Origin of the sequence: Streptomyces inhibens (genome assembly GCF_022221585.1) — a bacterium.
GTDB classification, from domain to species: Bacteria; Actinomycetota; Actinomycetes; order Streptomycetales; family Streptomycetaceae; genus Streptomyces; species Streptomyces inhibens.
Genome location: NZ_CP084681.1, coordinates 8,834,169 through 8,850,516 on the forward strand (window position 1 = coordinate 8,834,169; position 16,348 = coordinate 8,850,516).

Annotated in this window: 16 protein-coding genes and 1 pseudogene; 4 read left to right on the top strand and 13 right to left on the bottom strand. The window is 71.4% G+C overall.

The features are described 5' to 3' along the window. The first annotated feature begins 149 nt into the window (after positions 1 to 149). Positions 150 to 896 (top strand): GntR family transcriptional regulator, encoded by a 747-nt coding sequence (locus KI385_RS39580; protein WP_238576834.1) that lies wholly within the window; start codon positions 150 to 152, stop codon positions 894 to 896. Positions 897 to 963: 67 nt separating this feature from the next. On the opposite strand, the gene KI385_RS39585 is transcribed toward KI385_RS39580, so the two are convergent. Continuing rightward, a complete protein-coding gene (locus tag KI385_RS39585; protein ID WP_238576835.1) occupies positions 964 to 2,121 on the bottom strand; it encodes an ROK family transcriptional regulator in 1,158 nt (385 codons plus the stop codon). A gap of 159 nt (positions 2,122 to 2,280) precedes the next feature. Here KI385_RS39585 and KI385_RS39590 point away from each other — a divergent pair, with 159 nt between their 5' ends. Beyond that, positions 2,281 to 2,790 carry a hypothetical protein gene (locus KI385_RS39590; RefSeq protein ID WP_238576836.1) on the top strand — a complete coding sequence of 170 codons (510 nt, stop codon included), beginning with the start codon at positions 2,281 to 2,283 and terminating at the stop codon, positions 2,788 to 2,790. On the opposite strand, the gene KI385_RS39595 is transcribed toward KI385_RS39590, so the two are convergent. From KI385_RS39595 to KI385_RS39620, 6 genes are all read right to left on the bottom strand, one after another. After that, a complete protein-coding gene (locus tag KI385_RS39595) occupies positions 2,753 to 3,769 on the bottom strand; it encodes a TolB family protein (RefSeq protein WP_238578036.1) in 1,017 nt (338 codons plus the stop codon). The genes KI385_RS39590 and KI385_RS39595 overlap by 38 nt on opposite strands. 11 nt (positions 3,770 to 3,780) lie before the next feature. Further along, positions 3,781 to 5,181 (bottom strand): MFS transporter, encoded by a 1,401-nt coding sequence (locus KI385_RS39600; protein WP_238576837.1) that lies wholly within the window; start codon positions 5,179 to 5,181, stop codon positions 3,781 to 3,783. Between the two features lies 1 nt (position 5,182). Continuing rightward, the gene (locus tag KI385_RS39605) at positions 5,183 to 6,103 is read right to left on the bottom strand and encodes an alkaline phosphatase family protein (RefSeq protein ID WP_238578037.1); all 921 of its coding nucleotides are present in this window, start codon (positions 6,101 to 6,103) and stop codon (positions 5,183 to 5,185) included. A 174-nt stretch (positions 6,104 to 6,277) separates the two neighbouring features. After that, positions 6,278 to 6,835, bottom strand: a complete 558-nt coding sequence (mug, locus tag KI385_RS39610) for a G/U mismatch-specific DNA glycosylase (RefSeq protein WP_238576838.1) — start codon at positions 6,833 to 6,835, stop codon at positions 6,278 to 6,280. 1 nt (position 6,836) lies between these two features. Further along, entirely contained in the window at positions 6,837 to 8,270 is a 1,434-nt protein-coding gene (purB, locus tag KI385_RS39615; protein WP_128510344.1) for an adenylosuccinate lyase, read from the bottom strand. Positions 8,271 to 8,363: 93 nt separating this feature from the next. Next, complete coding sequence (locus tag KI385_RS39620; RefSeq protein ID WP_238576839.1) at positions 8,364 to 9,161, bottom strand: SGNH/GDSL hydrolase family protein; 798 nt, start codon at positions 9,159 to 9,161, stop codon at positions 8,364 to 8,366. A gap of 109 nt (positions 9,162 to 9,270) precedes the next feature. Here KI385_RS39620 and KI385_RS39625 point away from each other — a divergent pair, with 109 nt between their 5' ends. Further along, positions 9,271 to 9,894 carry a TetR/AcrR family transcriptional regulator gene (locus KI385_RS39625; protein WP_238576840.1) on the top strand — a complete coding sequence of 208 codons (624 nt, stop codon included), beginning with the start codon at positions 9,271 to 9,273 and terminating at the stop codon, positions 9,892 to 9,894. On the opposite strand, the gene KI385_RS39630 is transcribed toward KI385_RS39625, so the two are convergent. From KI385_RS39630 to KI385_RS39645, 4 genes are all read right to left on the bottom strand, one after another. After that, a complete protein-coding gene (locus KI385_RS39630; protein ID WP_238576841.1) occupies positions 9,869 to 11,149 on the bottom strand; it encodes an FAD-dependent oxidoreductase in 1,281 nt (426 codons plus the stop codon). The two genes, KI385_RS39625 and KI385_RS39630, sit on opposite strands and share 26 nt — an antisense overlap. A 145-nt stretch (positions 11,150 to 11,294) precedes the next feature. Further along, on the bottom strand, positions 11,295 to 12,314 hold the full coding sequence (locus tag KI385_RS39635) for a hemolysin family protein (RefSeq protein ID WP_238576842.1): 1,020 nt from the start codon (positions 12,312 to 12,314) through the stop codon (positions 11,295 to 11,297). Beyond that, on the bottom strand, positions 12,311 to 13,654 hold the full coding sequence (locus KI385_RS39640; RefSeq protein ID WP_238576843.1) for a hemolysin family protein: 1,344 nt from the start codon (positions 13,652 to 13,654) through the stop codon (positions 12,311 to 12,313). Before KI385_RS39640 ends, KI385_RS39635 begins: the two co-directional genes overlap by 4 nt. Before the next feature lie 206 nt (positions 13,655 to 13,860). Then, the gene (locus KI385_RS39645; protein ID WP_238576844.1) at positions 13,861 to 14,295 is read right to left on the bottom strand and encodes a GNAT family N-acetyltransferase; all 435 of its coding nucleotides are present in this window, start codon (positions 14,293 to 14,295) and stop codon (positions 13,861 to 13,863) included. A gap of 131 nt (positions 14,296 to 14,426) precedes the next feature. On the opposite strand from KI385_RS39645, the pseudogene KI385_RS44060 reads away from it, so the two are divergent. Beyond that, positions 14,427 to 14,648 (top strand): annotated as a pseudogene (locus KI385_RS44060) (Tn3 family transposase); the annotation flags it as partial. A gap of 178 nt (positions 14,649 to 14,826) precedes the next feature. Here KI385_RS44060 and KI385_RS39655 read toward each other — a convergent pair. Then, positions 14,827 to 15,069, bottom strand: coding sequence for a hypothetical protein (locus tag KI385_RS39655; protein ID WP_238576846.1), 243 nt, complete (start codon positions 15,067 to 15,069; stop codon positions 14,827 to 14,829). Between the two features lie 122 nt (positions 15,070 to 15,191). Next, positions 15,192 to 16,310, bottom strand: coding sequence for a serine hydrolase domain-containing protein (locus KI385_RS39660; protein ID WP_238576847.1), 1,119 nt, complete (start codon positions 16,308 to 16,310; stop codon positions 15,192 to 15,194). Between the last annotated feature and the right edge of the window lie 38 nt (positions 16,311 to 16,348).

A 16,348-nucleotide genomic window follows, 5' to 3' on the forward strand; every position in this document is an offset into this window, starting at 1 on the left:
GGGATTGGTCTTGACCAAGGGTGGGGGCGGCCATATCGTCGGGATACTGCAACAACCTTTAATAAAGAAGCGCTCATAATCGGGCGTGCGTGTGGGCCCGCCTCCCAGGGGCGCAGCCCCGCGGGGTAACGGCCAGTGCGGAGGACAGGGTGGGGACCACGCAGCTCGAAACGGTGCCGGAGCCGAAGTACCGGCACCTCAAGACCGTGCTCAGCGAGGCGCTGGACTCGGAGTTCGCGGTCGGCGAGATTCTGCCCAACGAGCGTGAGCTGGCGGCACGGTTCGGTGTCGCGCGAGCCACGCTGCGGCAGGCGCTCGAACAGCTGGAGCTCGAGGGCAGACTGCAGCGCCGCCGCGGTGTGGGCACCACGGTCGCACCGCCGCGCGTCGGCGTCGCCGTCGCCCCCGCCCGGCACACCTGGCCCGGCGCCCCCGGTGACGACTGGCAGCCGGTCGACGCCGTCGAGAGCGAGACGGTGCCGGCCGCGGTGGCCCGTCTGCTGGAGACCGCCCCTGGGGACCGGGTGCACATAGTGCGCCGCAGCCGGGTCACGCACGGCCAGCCCGTCGCCGCCGAGCTGCTGTACATCCCGTCGGACGTGGTCCCCGGCTTCGCCGGGGCGGCCTCGCTCAGCGCCCCGGGCCGCGCCCGTGCGGTCCTGAAGGAGCTGCAGACGCTGGAGCTGGAGGGCCAGGACCGTACCGTCGAGCTCGGCTCGGCCCGCGCGGAGGACGCCAAGCAGCTGGACCGGCTGCCCGGGGCGCCCGTCCTGGTCGTCACCACCCGCTATGTCTCCGGGGGCCGTACGAGCGCCGCCGCGGTCTCCACGTACCGTGCGGACACCTGCCGTCTCACCTTCGGTGAGAGTGAAGCGGTCTCGCTGCTCGCGGGCTGAGCGGCGCCCTTACGGGCCCACGCCGGACACTCCTCCGGTGTGGGCCCGTCGCCGTTGTGGCCGCCGGTCAGCGGCGGGCCGTCACCGTGCCCTCCACCGCGAAGAGTTCGCCCTCCACATGGTCCAGCGCGAGCCGCAGCGCCCCGGTGGCGACCGCCGCCTCGCCCAGCTGTGACAGCGCGACCTGCGGCGGGCGCAGACAGTAGCGCGCCAACTCTCCGCGCAGCGGCTCCAGTACGCCGGCCAGCCCCGCTGCCCAGCCGCCGATCACCACCAGCTCCGGGTCGAGCGCCAGGACCAGGGCCGCGACATCATGCACCAGCCGCTGGATGAATCGGTCCACCGCGTCCCTGGCCGGTGCCTCGCCGTCCCGCGCCGCCGCGAACACCGCGGCGACCTGCGCCTCGTCCAGGGGATGCAGCGGTTTCCCGGTCGTGGACAGCAGCTTCTCCGGCGTCGCCTCGCGGCCGAGCAGATGCAGCGCGCCGATCTCCCCGGCGGCCCCGCCGAACCCGCGGTGCAGCCGGCCGCCGATCAGCGAACCGGCGCCCGGGCTCAGCCCCGCCAGTACGAACACGATGTCGTCGGAGCCGGTGGCCGCGCCCTGCCAGTGTTCGGCCACCGCGGCGGCATTGGCATCGTTCTCGACAAGGACGGGGCAGCGGAACGACCGCCGCAGCCGCTCGCCCAGCGGCAGCCCCGTCCAGCCGGGCAGCGCCGTGCACAGCCGTACGGTGCCCTCCGCCTCCACGATGCCAGGGGTGGCCACACCGACGGCCCGCAGCGAACCGCGGGGCACGCCCGTACGCCGCAGCAGCTCGGCCACCACGGCGCGGACCCGCTCCAGCCGCTCGTCGGCCGGTGCGGTCTCCTCGACGACGCGCTGCGCGGTGTCCAGCACCCGCCCGCTCAGATCGGACAGCAGCGCCGTGATGCGGTGCGGGCCGATCTCGATGCCCAGCAGATGCCCGGCCTCCGTACGGAAGCGGAACCGGCGGGCCGGCCGCCCCTGGCGACGGGTCTCGCCCTCCTCGGCGGGCATCTCGACCACCAGACCGGTCTCGATGAGCCCCTCGACCACGCCCTCGACCGTCGGCCGGGACAGGCCGGTCACCTGGACGAGATGGGTGAGCGTGGGGGAGTCCGCCGCGCGCAGCGCATGCAGCACCACCGCGGAGTTGATCCGTCGCAGCAGCGAGGGATCCCCGCCCGTGAGCCGCGCCAACGTCCGTCTCCCTAGCTTTCCGTGTCTGGCGGATCGTAGCCGGTCAGACGGTGTGCGGCGAGCCCTGGAGGGGTGCCGTCGGCCCGCGGTGGTGCGGGGCGTCGCCGGGAAGGGCGGCGTGGGAGGCCAATTGTCAGACCCGGCCGGTTTACTGACGGCATGACGACTGACCGGCATCTGGCCGCCATCGACCTGTTGCGCCTGCGGGAGTTCCCGGCGGAGCGGGGCCGTTCCGCCATGGTCGAGAGCGGGCCGGGCTTCCACATAGCCGGCCTGCGGGTCAGCCAGGAGTTCTGGGACGCGGACCTCGCCGAGGTGGCGGAGGCCGAGGAGGAGTTCGACGCGGAGCTGACGGCGCTGGTGCAGGCGCTGTCCTTACGGTGGGGCGAGCCCGGGATACTCGATCTCGCTCCGCACCTGGAACGGATGGCGAGGGGCATACCGGTCCGGCCGCCGCTGGACACGCTCTGCGGCTATGTCCCGCGGATGCACGGCTGGCGGGTGGCGGGCCGCTGGGTCGGCGTGGGGGTGGGGCAAGGGGACCGCGAGCTGCCCTTTCAGCTGCTGGTGGCGGTGGGAGAGGGGGATGTGGCGGACCCGCCCCTGGGAGGGCCGTCGTCGGACGAGGGCCCTAGTGCTGGAACGCGGGGGCGAGTGCGGCGGTGGTGAGGCGGCGCGGGGTGCCGGTGCCGTCGGCGGGGACGGTCCACAGGTCGGAGCCGTAGTTGCCCGGGAGGGAGTAGACGAGCGTGTGGTCGTCGCGCCAGACGGCCTGGTCGTCGACGTTGCGGTGTTCGCCGGTCGCGCTCTCGCGCAGGGTGCGCAGATCGAGGACGTACAGCCGCCAAGGAGCGTCCGGATCGGCGCCCTGGACGCGCTTCTTGTAGGCGATGCGGGTGCCGTCGGGGGAGAGCGAGGGGCATTCGACGTTGGTGTGCAGCGCCCGGAGGGTTTTGGCGGTGCGATCGCCGCGGACGAGATACGTCTTACCGGCGGTGGCGGCGGTGGCGTAGAAGTGGGTGTCGTCGGCGAAGGTGACGCCCCAGACGTTGATGTCGGACGCATGGACCGGGTGTCCGTCGACGGTCAGCTCATAGGTCTCCAGATTGGCGTCCAGCTGCCAGGTGCGGGTGTCGACGAGAGAGGTACGGGTGGAGAAGGCGGTTCCCGCGTAGGAGTCGCCGCTGACGAAGACGGTCCAGGCGGCGGTGCGGCCGCTGGGGGAGACCCGGGCGCGGGTCGGGGTGCCGGCCAGGTCGTAATGGCGCAGCTCGTGCAGATGGTTGTCGAGGACGATGGCGCGATAGGTGTCGCGGAGCTTGCCGTGCATGGCCTGGAGGCAGATGCCGGTGCCGGAGGCTTGGTAGAAGCGCAGGCAGCGGACGCCGGAGGCGGTCCGGGGGCCGGAGAGCCGGTCCGTCGGGACGGCGGTGATCTCATCGCGGTGCGGGCCCCAGGCCATATTGCGGAAGAGGGTGTGGTGCGGGTCGTCCAGGCGGACGGGTCCGGGGCTCACCGCAGGACCGCCGGTCTGGGGGCGGTCCTTCTGGGCGGCGCGCCCCGCGGCGTGCAGGGTCGCGCCGACGGCGACCCCGCCGAGTACGAGGACGGTGGCCAGCAGGATGAGGAGACGGGCGGTGCGGCTCAACGGGGGGCGGCTCACGATGCTTGCTCCGGTGGGGAGTTCAGGGGCGAGGGCGCACCGACACGGCGGAGAAGGCGGGCGCTGACGGCTGCGGCGAGGGCGAGGCCGATGGCGGCGGCCAGGATGGCGGTGTGGTCGCCCCAGGCGGTCCAGACGGCGCCGAAGGCGAGGGAGCAGAGGAAACGAGCGGCGGTCTGGCCGGTCTGGACCACGGCGAGCCCGCTGCCGCGGACGTGCTCGGGCACCGCGTCGGCGGTCGCGGCCGCCAGCACTCCGTCGGTTGCCGCGTAGAACGAGCCGTGCAGCGCGAGCACGGCACAGACCAGGGCCGCGCCGCCGCTCAGCGGGGCGAGCAGCAGCCCGTAGGCGCACAGCAGCGCCAGATGCCCCGCCAGGAACAGCCGTCGGCGGCCGATCCGGTCGGCGATCGCGCCCAACGGCACCGCCAGCAACAGGAATGCCGCGGCAGTGCCCAGCGGCAGCAGCGGAAACCACCCGCCGGGCAGATCCAGCCTTCGCTGCAGCGTCAGATAGAGGAAGGAGTCGCTGATGGTCGTCAGCCCGAGCAACACGGCACACCCGGTCAGCCGGCGTACCTCCGGCCGGCCCAGCAGGGCGCGCACCGGCGTCCGCGGCCCGGCCGGGCCCCGCTCGGCGGTGGCTTCAGCAACAGTGGTGCTCTCAGCAACAGCGGTGCTCTCGTTGGGAGTTGTGCGCTCAGCGGCAGGGGTGCGCTCGGGGGCACGTGCGGCGCGGCCCGGGACGAACAGCAGGAGGACGACCACGCCCAGTACGGCGACGCAGAAGCTGACGGTGAACACCGCGTCATAGCCCTCCGCCGCCACCCGCAGCAGCACGAACGCCACCAGCGGGCCGCACAGCGCACCCGCCGTGTCCATCGCCCGGTGCACCCCGAACGCCCGCCCACGGGTGGCCGGTTCGGCGGCAAGGGAGATCATCGCGTCCCGTGGCGCGGTCCGCAGCCCCTTGCCGGTACGGTCCACCGCCAGCACCGCCCCGATCAGCGGCAGCGAGTGCACCATCAGCAACAACGGCTTGCAGAGGGCGGAGAGCCCGTACCCCACCACGGCCACCGCCTTGTGGCCGCCGCCCCCGCCCCGGTCCGACAGCCGGCCGCCCACCAGCCGCACGAGCGCGCTCACCCCGTTGTAGAGCCCGTCCAGAACGCCGAACCCCAAGGGGGACAGGCCGAGTTCGGCGACGAGATAGAGCGGGAGCACGGCCGTGACCATCTCGGAGGAGATGTCGGTGATCAGGCTGACGGTGCCCAGCACGAGCACCGTGGAGGGGACGGCGGCCGCGGCGCGCCGGCCCGGACGACGGTCCGGGCCGGTCGGCCGCTCCACCGGGGAATCCGCGGAGGACGAGGCGGAGCGGCGGTCTGCGAGATACACGTCAGCTGGTCCAGATGCCGCTGATGTCCTTGGCGTCGGCGGCGTTCCCGGCATGCGAGGTGCCGTACATGTCCTCCAGGGTGCGCAGCACGTCGTAGTGGTTGTAGGTGGTGCCCGAGGTGGACCCGGCCTGCACCGGCTGGCCGTACAGGACGGTCGGGATGCGGTTGCCGCTGAGCCGGTTGTCCTCGTCGAAGGTGACCAGCAGCAGGCTGTTGTGGGTCTTGGCCCAGTCGGCGTAGCTCTTGAGGTTGTTCTTCAGCCAGGTGTCACCGGTGGACACCGAGCAGTCGTGCATATCGCTGCAGAGGTTCGGCACGACGAAGGACACGGTCGGCAGCTTCGAGAAGTCCGTGGGGAACGCGCCGAAGGTGTGCGCCGAGGAGGTGGAGACGTTGCTGAAGCCGAACCACGGGTTGTGTTTCTGGGCGTACTTGCCGCTCTTGCAGGTGGTGGAGCCCTCGGACGGCAGGGACTCGTTGTAGCTCGCCCAGGACTTGCCGGCCGCGGTCACCTCGGAGGCGAGGTTGGGGGCGTCGCTGAAGCCCGGGGTCACACAGCTGTCGTCGGTGACGCCCTGGGTGTCGCCGGAGAAGAGGGCGTAGTAGTTGGGCTGGCTGGGGTGGGTCTCGGCGTAGGACGCGGTGAGGCTGGCGCCGCCGGAGGCCAGGGAGTTGATGTACGGGGCGCTGGAGCTGTCCATCACCTGGTTGTAGGCGTGGTTCTCGAAGACCACCACGACCACATGGTCGGGGGTGGGCACGGCGGCAGCGGCCGCCTCGGCGCCGAAGCCGGTGCCTGCCCAGAGGCCGAGTCCGGTTGTGGCGAGGGCGAACGCCCCGGCGAGCGCGCTGACTTTGCGCCGGCGCGAGCGGCGGACGCGGTGCGTGGAGGGGGAGGGCGAGGAGGACGGAGCAGGCACGGGGGCCTCCGTACGGGTGAGGGGGGTGGTACGGGCGGCGATAGCGTAGAACCGTCGCGGTGGCATGTACACGCCTTGTAGATGACGCGTAGCCGAACGGCGGCCGATCGGCCGTATACGGACCCGACTCCAGCGTCCCTCACATACGCCGGACGCGCACCCGCCTCCCGCGCCTCACCCTTCGCCGGGCTCCGCGAACGCCGCCGTACGCAGCCGGCCGTACTCCTCCGCCATCGTCTGCAGCGTCCAATGGGCATTCAGGCCGCTGGGGTTGGGCAGCGCCCAGATGCGGGTGGAGCCCAGCGTGCGCTGCTGCGGACCGATCGTGGCGTGCTTGTCGCCGAAGGCGACGCGGTAGGCGGTGACGCCGGCGACGGCGAGCCACTGCGGCCGCAGCCGGGCCACCTTCTCGGCCAGCAGCCGGCCGCCCTCGCGGTACTCCTCAGCGGTCAGCTCATCGGCCTTGGCGGTCGCCCGGGCCACGACATTGGTGATCCCGAGGCCGTGCGCGAGCAGCTCCTCCTGCTCGGCGGGCATGAACCGGCGGGGGGTGAAGCCGGCGGCGTGCAGCACCGGCCAGAAGCGGTTGCCCGGCCGGGCGAAATGGTGGCCGGTGGCCGCCGTCATCAGCCCGGGGTTGATCCCGCAGAAGAGCACCCGCAGACCGCTCGCCGCCACGTCCGGGACGAGGCGGTCGCGAGCGGCCTGCAGCTCTTCAGGACTGAAACGCACGTCAGAGAATCGAGCCCGGGGTGTACGCCGCGGCCTCCGGGTGCTGCTTGGCGATCTCCTCGATCCGGGCGACGACGGACGCCACCTGGTCGGCCGCCGCACCCGTGAAGGAGAGCTTGTCCGCCATCAGCGCGTCCAGCTGCGCCTTGTCCAGCGGGATCCGCGCATCCGCGGCCAGCTTGTCGAGCAGCTCGTTGCGCTCGACGCCCTGCTCGCGCATGGCCAGCGCCGAAGCGACCGCGTTCTCCTTGATCGCCTCGTGCGCCTCCTCGCGTCCCACACCGGCGCGTACGGCACCCATCAGCACCTTCGTCGTGGCGAGGAAGGGCAGATAGCGGTCCAGCTCGCGGGCGACGACGGCGGGGAAGGCGCCGAACTCGTCGAGCACGGTCAGGAAGGTCTCCAGCAGGCCGTCCAGTGCGAAGAAGGAGTCCGGCAGGGCGACCCGGCGCACCACGGAGCAGGACACATCACCCTCGTTCCACTGGTCGCCGGAGAGCTCACCGGCCATCGAGGCATAGCCGCGCAGGATGACCATCAGGCCGTTGACGCGCTCGCAGGAGCGGGTGTTCATCTTGTGCGGCATCGCCGAGGAGCCGACCTGGCCGGGCTTGAAGCCCTCGGTCACCAGCTCGTGCCCGGCCATCAGCCGGATCGTCTTGGCGATCGACGAGGGGGCGGCGGCCAGCTGCACCAGCGCGGTGACCACGTCGTAGTCCAGCGAGCGCGGGTAGACCTGGCCGACGGAGGTGAAGGCCTGCCCGAAGCCGAGGTGCGCGGCGATCCGCTGCTCCAGGTCGGCGAGCTTGGACGCGTCGCCGCCGAGCAGGTCGAGCATGTCCTGGGCGGTGCCGACCGGGCCCTTGATGCCGCGCAGCGGGTAGCGCGAGAGCAGGTCCTCCAGCCGGGCGTACGCCACGAGCAGCTCGTCCGCCGCGGTCGCGAAGCGCTTGCCGAGCGTCGTGGCCTGCGCGGCGACATTGTGCGAGCGGCCCGCCATCACCAGCTCGGCGTGCTGGGCGGCCAGCGAGCCCAGACGTGCCAGCACGGCGACCGTACGGTCCCGCATCAGCTCCAGCGACAGCCGCACCTGGAGCTGCTCGACGTTCTCCGTCAGGTCGCGGGAGGTCATGCCCTTGTGGACCTGCTCATGGCCGGCGAGGGCGTTGAACTCCTCGATACGGGCCTTGACGTCGTGCCGGGTGACCTTCTCGCGCTCGGCGATCGAGGCCAGGTCGACAGTCTCCAGGACCCGCTCATAGTCGGCCAGCGCCTGCTCGGGAACCTCCACCCCGAGGTCCTTCTGTGCACGCAGCACGGCAAGCCACAGCTTCCGCTCCAGCTTGACCTTGTACTCGGGGGACCACAGCACGGCCAGCTGCGCGGAGGCGTAGCGGCCGGCCAGAACATTGGGGATGCGAGGCTTCGCAGACACAGCAGTCACGTGGTGAGAGTCTACTGGCGGTTCGCGCAGGTCGGCGCCCCGGTCCCGGCTGTGCTTTCCTCCAAGCCGAAACGGTGCGGGCGATCAGCCCTCGTAGGGCAGCAGCTCGGGGCGTTTGGCGGGACGGCCGTCGCCCGAGGACCGCCCGGTGAGCCGCCGAGCCATCCACGGCACCAGATGCTCGCGCGCGAAGCGCAGATCCGCGGCGCGCCGTGCGAACCGGCCCGGCGGCGCGGTGGCCGGCAGCGGTGCGTCCCAGTCCGCCTCGGCGGCCAGGCCGAGCGCCTGCCGGACCGCCTCCGCCACCCGGCGGTGCCCCTCGGAGTTCAGATGCAGCCGGTCGTCCGCCCACAGTCGGGGGTCGGCCGGCGCCCGCGACGCGTACAGGTCGACGATCACGGCACCGTGCCGCGCGGCCACCTCGTCGATCCGTGCGAACAGCTGCTCCATACGCGGCCGGAAGCGCTCCAGCACCGGCCCCTGCCGGCCCGGACTCCGCATCAGCACCAGCTGCCCGCAGCTCTTCGCCGGCCGGCCCGCGGCCTCCTCGAACTGCGCGCACACCCGCTCCACATCGCACTGGGGCCGCAGTGCGTCATTGAGCCCGCCGACCAGCGTCACCAGGTCCGCGCCCATCGCGGCGGCCGGTCCGCACTGCTCGTCGGCGATCTGCCCGATGAGCTTGCCGCGCACCGCGAGATCGGCGTAGCGGAAACCGGGCGAGAGAGGTGAGGTGGGGGTACCCCCGGCCGAAGGCTGGGGGAGGGCGGCGAGCAGATCGGCCCAGCCGCGGTAGGAGCCGTCCGGCAGGCCGTCCGACATCCCCTCGGTGAAGCTGTCGCCGACCGCGACGAAACTGGTGCAGTTGGCATCCATCTCCATGGCGCGGTGACCCTATCCCTCACCGTCCGGCATTCCCGCGCGGTGTACGGTCTGTTGTCGTCCCAAGGGCGACGGCAGGCAGCCGAGGAAAGGCAGAGGTGGACGCGCGATGACTCCCCGCCGGGGCGCCGACCCCGACGAGCCGACGTTCACCGAGCGGGCCCGCCGGCAGCAGCTCATCGAGGCCACCATCGACCTGATCTCCACCCGGGGTTACCCCGCGACCTCGCTGTCCGCGATCGCCGAGCGGGCAGGGCTGTCCAAGGCCGCGGTGCTCTACCACTTCTCCTCGAAGGACAACCTGACCCGGGCGGCGCTGGAGCAGGTGATCGAGCAGTTCAGTGCCTATGTCACCGAGCGGCTGGCGCGGGCGTCGGGCCCGCGGGAGGCGGTCGTCACCTATGTACGGGCGATGATCGGCTACCAGCAGGCCAACCGCCGCCAGGTGCGCGTGATCACCGAGATGCTGCTCGACGACCACGGCGGCACCCGTCTCAAGACGCCGGGTTCGCACGACACCCACGGCCGCTGGCAGGCCCTCGCCGCACTCCTGACGGAAGGTCAGCAGGCGGGCGTGTTCCGGGAGTTCGATGTGCGGACGGTCGCCCTGGCGATCGGCGGTGCGATCGACGGGGTGATCGCCCACTGGCTGGTCCACCCGGAGCTCGACCTGGACGCCGCGGCCGCGGAGCTGGAGGAGTTCACCCTCAACGCGATCGAGCGCCGGCCCTGACCCGCGCGAAGGAGGGCGCCCGCTCGGGGCGTACGCCGATCCCGCCGAGGTAGCCGGTCACCGTCCGCAGCGGCGGCACCCACCGCAGCAGCCGCATCGGCACCGGCAGCCGGTCGCCGTCGAGCGTGCCGTCCAGCGCGGCACGGATCATCGAGTGCTCGGCCTGCTGGGACTTCTGCACCACGACCATCGGCAGCTGCCGCCGCTTCTGCACCCGCGCCAGATCCGCCGCGGCGACCGTGCCACGGCGCAGCGGCCCGGCCAGGATCCGGGCCGCGGCGACCGCGTCCTGCAGCGCCAGATTGACCCCGACGCCGCCGACCGGCGACATGGTGTGGGCCGCGTCCCCGATGCACAGCAGACCGGGCCGGTACCAGCGCTGCAGCCGGCCGAACGTCACCTCCAGCAGCTTGACGTCGTCCCAGGAGCCGATCGCGCCGGTCACCTCGTCGTCCCAGCCGAACAGCGCGCCGAGCCGGTCCCGCAGCCACTGGATGTCGTGGGTGCGCAGCTGCGCGTCCCGGCCCTTCTCGATCAGATAGGAGGTCTGGTAGTACGTGCCGCGGTCCATGGTGACCGCCGCCTGGCCGCCGCCGAAGCGGGCGAAGACCCGACCGCTCTTGAGGTCGTCGGAATGGGGGTCCCCCCTGCTCGAACGCAGTTGAGAGCTTGGGGGAGCGTCCACCCGCACCTGCCAGACGTCCATCGGCACCTCGAACAGCTGCTGCCGAAGCCCGGCCGCCTGCCGTACCACCGAGTCCCGGCCGTCGCAGGCGACCGTCAGATCCGCGGCCAGCTCGCCGGGCGCGCCGTGCTCGTCGGTGAACCGCACCCCCGTCACCCGGCCGCCCTCGGTGCGCAGCCCGGTGACCTCGGTGCGCATCCGCAGGGTGAAGCCCGGCTCCCCGGCGGCCGCGGCGGCGAGCAGGCTGAGGAAGTCCCACTGCGGGACCATGGCGAAGTACTTGTGCCGGCCGGGGATGCGCCGCATATCGCCCATGACGACCGTCGTCCCGCCGATCTGTGCCCGCATCTCCTCCAGCTTGGCGAACGGCAGTCGCGCGAACGCCTCGCCGAGCCCGAGCTCGTCCAGCAGCCGCAGCGTCGAGGGGTGCACGGTGTCCCCGCGGAAGTCGCGCAGGAAGTCCGCGTGCTTCTCCAGGACGGTCACCTCGACGCCCGCCCTGGCCAGCAACAGTCCCAGCATCATTCCGGCGGGTCCGCCGCCCACGATGCAGCACGTTGTGCGGTCCATGCTTCTGCCCCCTTGTCGCGTGCCGATGCGATGACGACCGGCGGGGACGCGGTGCCGGACGGCACGCGTCTAACCGATCGGTCAGCAATCTAACCGATCGGTCAGTCCGTTGTCTTCCGGCCCCTCGGCGGGGTGCTCGGACCGCTCAGGCCGGGGGCTGTTGCAACACCAGCTCCCGGAGCACGTCCTCCATCGTCACCAGACCGGCCAGCCGCCCGTCGTCGCCGATCACCGCGGCCAGATGCGTACTCGATCCGCGCATCGCCGTCAGCACGTCGTCCAGCAGCGTCGAAGCCTTGACGCGGGCGATCGGGCGCAGCGCGGAGACCGGGAACGGCACCTGACGCGGTATGGCGTCCAGCGCGTCCTTGACGTGCAGATAGCCCAGGATGCGGCGGGTCTCGTCGACGACGGGGAAGCGGGAGAAGCCGGACTCGGCGGCCAGGTGCTCCAGTTCCTCGGGGGTGATCCCCATCCGTGCGGAGACGACCTTCTCGACCGGCAGCACCACGTCCCTGACGGGGCGGCGTCCCAGCTCCAGGGCGTCCCGCAGCCGCTCCTGGGCCCGTTCGTCGAGCAGCCCGGCCTGCCGGGAATCCTCGACCATCTTCGCGAGCTGGTCGTCCGAGAACGTCGCGGCCACCTCGTCCCGGGTCTCCACCCGCAGCAGCTTGAGCAGCCCGTTGGCGAGCGCATTGATCGCGAGGATCGCCGGGCGCAGCGTCCGGGTCAGCGCGACCAGCGGCGGCCCCAGAATCAGCGCGCTGCGTACCGGCTCGGCCAGTGCGACATTCTTCGGCACCATCTCGCCGAAGAGCATGTGCAGATACGTGGCGAGCGACAGCGCGATCACGAACGAGATCGGGTGGATCAGCGCCGACGAGATGCCCACCGCGTGGAACACCGGCTCCAGGATGTGCGCGATGGCCGGCTCGGCGACCGCGCCCAGCACCAGGGTGCACAGGGTGATGCCCAGTTGAGCCGCCGCCAGCAGCGCCGAGACATGCTGCAGACCCCACAGCACACTGGCCGCCCGGCGGTCACCGCGCTCGGCGTACGGCTCGATCTGGCTGCGGCGCACCGAGATCAGGGCGAACTCGGCGCCCACGAAGAAGGCGTTGACGACCAGCGTCAGCAGGCCCACGAAAAGCTGGAGCGCGATCATCGGCCGGCCTCCGCGTCCTGCTCGGCGGTGCTGCCCGGCAGCGGGGCGTGCAACAGCACCCGCGCGGCACGGTGGCCGGCGGCGTCCAGCACATCCATCGACCAGCCGGCCACCTCAAGGGTGTCGCCGGCGACCGGTATGCGGCCGAGCTCGGTGGCGATCAGACCGGCGAGGGTCTCGTACGGGCCCTCGGGCAGCCGGAGGCCGATCCGCTCCAGCTGGTCGGTACGGGCGGCGCCGTCGGCCTGGTAGACGGTGCGGCCGTCGGCGTCGGTTCCCGCCGGTGCCAGGTCGGGGGTCTCCAGCGGATCGTGTTCGTCGCGGACCTCGCCGACCACCTCCTCGACGATGTCCTCCAGCGTCGCGACACCGGCCGTGCCGCCGTACTCGTCGATGACCACGGCCATCGTGCGCTTGCCGGACAGCCGGTCCAGCAGCCGGTCCACGGTCAGCGTCGTGGGCACCAGCAGCGGCTCGCGCAGCAGCTCGGAGACCGGGTGGCGGAGGCGGCGCTCGGCCGGGATGGTCAGGACGTCCTTGATGTGTGCCACGCCGACGACGCCGTCCAGGCTGCCGCGGTAGACGGGGAAGCGGGACAGTCCGGTGGCCCGGGTCGCGTTGGCGACGTCCTCGGCGGTGGACTGCACGTCCAGCGCGATCACCTGCACCCGCGGTGTCATCACGTTCTCCGCGGTCAGATCGGCGAGATTGAGGGTACGGACGAACAGCTCGGCGGTGTCCGGCTCCAGCGCGCCCTCCTTGGCGGAGTGCCGGGCCAGCGCCACCAGCTCCTGCGGGCCGCGCGCCGAGGCCAGCTCCTCGGCGGGCTCCAGGCCCATCCTGCGGACCATGCGGTTGGCGGCATTGTTCAGATGCCGGATGAACGGCTTGAAGGCGCCGCTGAAGCCGCGCTGGGCGGTGGCGACCTTCTTGGCGATGCCCAGGGGGTTGGAGATCGCCCAGTTCTTCGGGACCAGTTCGCCGACGACCATCAGCACGACCGTGGAGATCGCGGTGCCGAGCACCAGGGCCAGCGACTCCGCGGCCGCCCGCGGCAGGCCCATCGCATCCAGCGGTCCGGCCAGCAAGGTGGCGATGGCCGGCTTGGACAGCATGCCGATGACCAGGCCGGTGACGGTGATGCCGAGCTGGGCGCCGGAGAGTTGGAAGGTGAGACCGCGGACCGCCTTCAGGGCGCTGTCCGCGCCCCGGTCGCCGCGCTCGGCGGCGCGTTCGAGGTCACTGCGCTCGACGGTCGTCAGGGAGAACTCGGCCGCGACAAAGACACCACAGGCCAGGGTCAGGAGGAGCGCCACGCCCAGAAAGAGCAGGTCGGTCATCGAGTCACCTCCGTCCCATGATCGAACAGGATCGGGAGGTTCGCGCTATGTCGGGAGGGTGCTCGACAACTGGGAGGCTCGCCCATGGCTGGACGCTCACACACCTTTCACTCGGGGAGGGGAAACACCATGGTAAAGGATCGGCAAAGTCGGTGGTAAACGAAGAGCCCGCTCCTTAGTGGGGCGGGCTCCTGGGGTGCCGGTACTCAGTCAGTTCGGTCAACGAGATGCTTGACCCAGCGCCGCCAGTGGTCCTCGCGCTGGTACCGGGCCGCAGCCCACGTGTGGTGTGCTCGCTCGTTGGCTTCCAGGACCATGGCGTCGACACGTCGCCCGCCCAGGGTGGCGAAGCGTTGTTCCGCTGCTTCCAGGAGAGCGGTGGCGACGCCTTGCCGGCGGCAGTCCGGGTGTACGGCCAGTCGGTAGGCGGAGCATCGCCATCCGTCGAAGCCGGCTATCACGGTCCCCGTGAGGGTGCCGTCCCGCTCTGCGAGGAGCAGGGCTTCGGGGTCTCTTGTGACGAGTCGGGCCACTCCGTCGTAGTCGTCGCTGATGCTCGTTCCTTCCGCGGCTTCGCGCCAGAACTGCAACACCGTGTCGATGTCCGAGAGGGTGGCACAGCGGATGTGGAGATCGCTCATGGGGCGAGCCAAGCAGAGCGCCGGCCTTTTCGGCGAACGGTTTCCGTGCCGAGGAACGAGCTTGTTCCAGGCGCGAACAAGCTACGCGCCCGCCAGATCCAGGCAGAGTCCTGCCGCGTCGGACCGGGCCTTGGGCGACTCGCTCCATCGACGTCGCGGTTGCCCAGCTCCGCGCCGAGGGCCGCGAGATCCGGGACGAGGACGTGGCACGGCTGTCCCCGCTCGAGCACAAGAACCTCAATGTCCTCGGCCGATACAGCTTCACCGCCTCCGTACCACGCGGCGGGCTGCGGCCCCTGCGTGCCCCGGACGCGGTCGGCCTCGACAACGATGACGAAGCCAGGGGGGAGTGAGCCGGGCACCGGGGGGGCGCGCATCAGAGGAGCCTGGGCCGGCCCCCGCAGCCGGCCCAGGCAGCTGTTCACCGGGGCGCTATGAATTGAACAAGTGCGGCAGACTGCAGCAGGGCTTCTGCCGTCTCCAGTTTCGTGAGGAGCCCGGTCAGCCCGACGCTCGTGCCGAGCACAAACATCACGGCGGGCGGGCCCACCGCTTGGCCGGCTTGACCGCCCGGGTCGTCCAGAGCCGGGCTATGACACCGAGCGCCCCGATGACGGACAACAGGACCAGGTAGGTGGTGACGGCCGAGTCGACCCGCGCGTGGGCGTAGGTGGGACGGCCGGCCCGGATGTGGTCGGTCGGCAGATGGGTGGTGGCACGGTCGACGAACGGGTGGACGGCGGCGAGGGCGGTCAGGGCGAGCCCGATCCACACATCACCGCCAGGAGCCAGCGGCGTTGCCGTGCCGAACGTGCTGCGGTCATTCCCGCTGCCGACTCGACTCTCCCGTCTCGGGATACGTGCCGGCTTGGTGAAAGCGACTCTCTCCGGCCCGGTCAGCCGTACATCGCCACGCGGTACAGAGCCGCAAGCGCGTCGTCGATGGGATGGGGCTGCGGCTTGCCGGAGGAGTCGAGCCTGTTCCACCTCTGCATGTTCACCGCGACCGCCATCTGCCGCTTGCCGTCGGCACGGGTCATGGCCAGCGCTCCACCACCCCAGACCGTGCCGCCATGGCCCCAGAAGGTGCCCTGACCGGGACCCTCCATCGGGTGCAGGCCGAGGCCGTAGTCGATCGTCTTTCCCTCTTGGGAGACGATCGGGACGGTGCGTTGCATCTGCGCCAGCGACGACGGGCTGACGATCTCCCCGGCCAGCAGCATGCCGTAGAAGCGGTTGAGGTCCGCGACGGTCGATATCAGCGAGGCCGACGGCCCCACCCATGACATGTCGTAGACGCTGTAGTCGCGCGGCGGGTCGATCATGCCGAACCACGCCTCGTAGAGCTGCGAGTGCGGCCCGTTGACGTACGGTCCGGCGGGGAGTTCGGTGTCCCGGAGCCCGGCGCGCTCGATGACGTTCCGGGTGATGTACCGCTCGACCGTGGTGCCGGTCGCTTGTTCCAGGAGTTGGACGAGGAGCAGGTAGTTGGTGTTGGAGTACACCCCCGGAGTACCGCCCGGGGCGCCGACGGCAGGTGCGGTGACCCCCATCTCGATCAGTTCAGTGGGGTCGAACCGCGTGAACCGATGGTCGTCCAGGCTCTGGGGTCCGGTGTCCGCGAGGGCGGGGTACGCCTTGAGGGAGGGGTAGGCGTACGGGAGGTACTCGGCGAGGCCGCTGGTGTGGTTGATCAGCATCCGGACCGTGATCGCGGCACCGCGTTCTCCGGGAACCAGCTTCGGAAGGTACCGGCCGATCGGTGTGTCGAGACCGATCTGACCGCTCTCGACCTGCTGCAGGACCGCGGCGGCGGTGAAGGTCTTGGTGATGCTGCCGACGCGGTGCCGCATGTCGGCGGTGACGGGGCGGCCGGTGGCGACATCGGCGACCCCGGCGGCGCCGCACCAGACCTGGTCGCCGTCTCGCACCTCGGCGAACAGGCCCGGCATCCCGGCGCGGTGGACGTTTTCGATGGCTGCGTTCAGCGCCGCGGAATCCAGTGGGTTCTTCACGTCATGCGTCCTTTCGTATTCCCCGGGGTGAGCTCCGC

Bases quoted from the DNA above. Each gene is read 5' to 3' on its own strand.
- KI385_RS39635 (WP_238576842.1), bottom strand. From the start codon at position 12,314: ATGATCGCGCTCCAGCTTTTCGTGGGCCTGCTGACGCTGGTCGTCAAC.
- KI385_RS39640 (WP_238576843.1), bottom strand. From the start codon at position 13,654: ATGACCGACCTGCTCTTTCTGGGCGTGGCGCTCCTCCTGACCCTGGCC.
- KI385_RS39590 (WP_238576836.1), top strand. From the start codon at position 2,281: ATGACGACTGACCGGCATCTGGCCGCCATCGACCTGTTGCGCCTGCGG.
- KI385_RS39620 (WP_238576839.1), bottom strand. From the start codon at position 9,161: ATGGAGATGGATGCCAACTGCACCAGTTTCGTCGCGGTCGGCGACAGC.
- KI385_RS39630 (WP_238576841.1), bottom strand. From the start codon at position 11,149: ATGGACCGCACAACGTGCTGCATCGTGGGCGGCGGACCCGCCGGAATG.
- KI385_RS39625 (WP_238576840.1), top strand. From the start codon at position 9,271: ATGACTCCCCGCCGGGGCGCCGACCCCGACGAGCCGACGTTCACCGAG.
- KI385_RS39645 (WP_238576844.1), bottom strand. From the start codon at position 14,295: ATGAGCGATCTCCACATCCGCTGTGCCACCCTCTCGGACATCGACACG.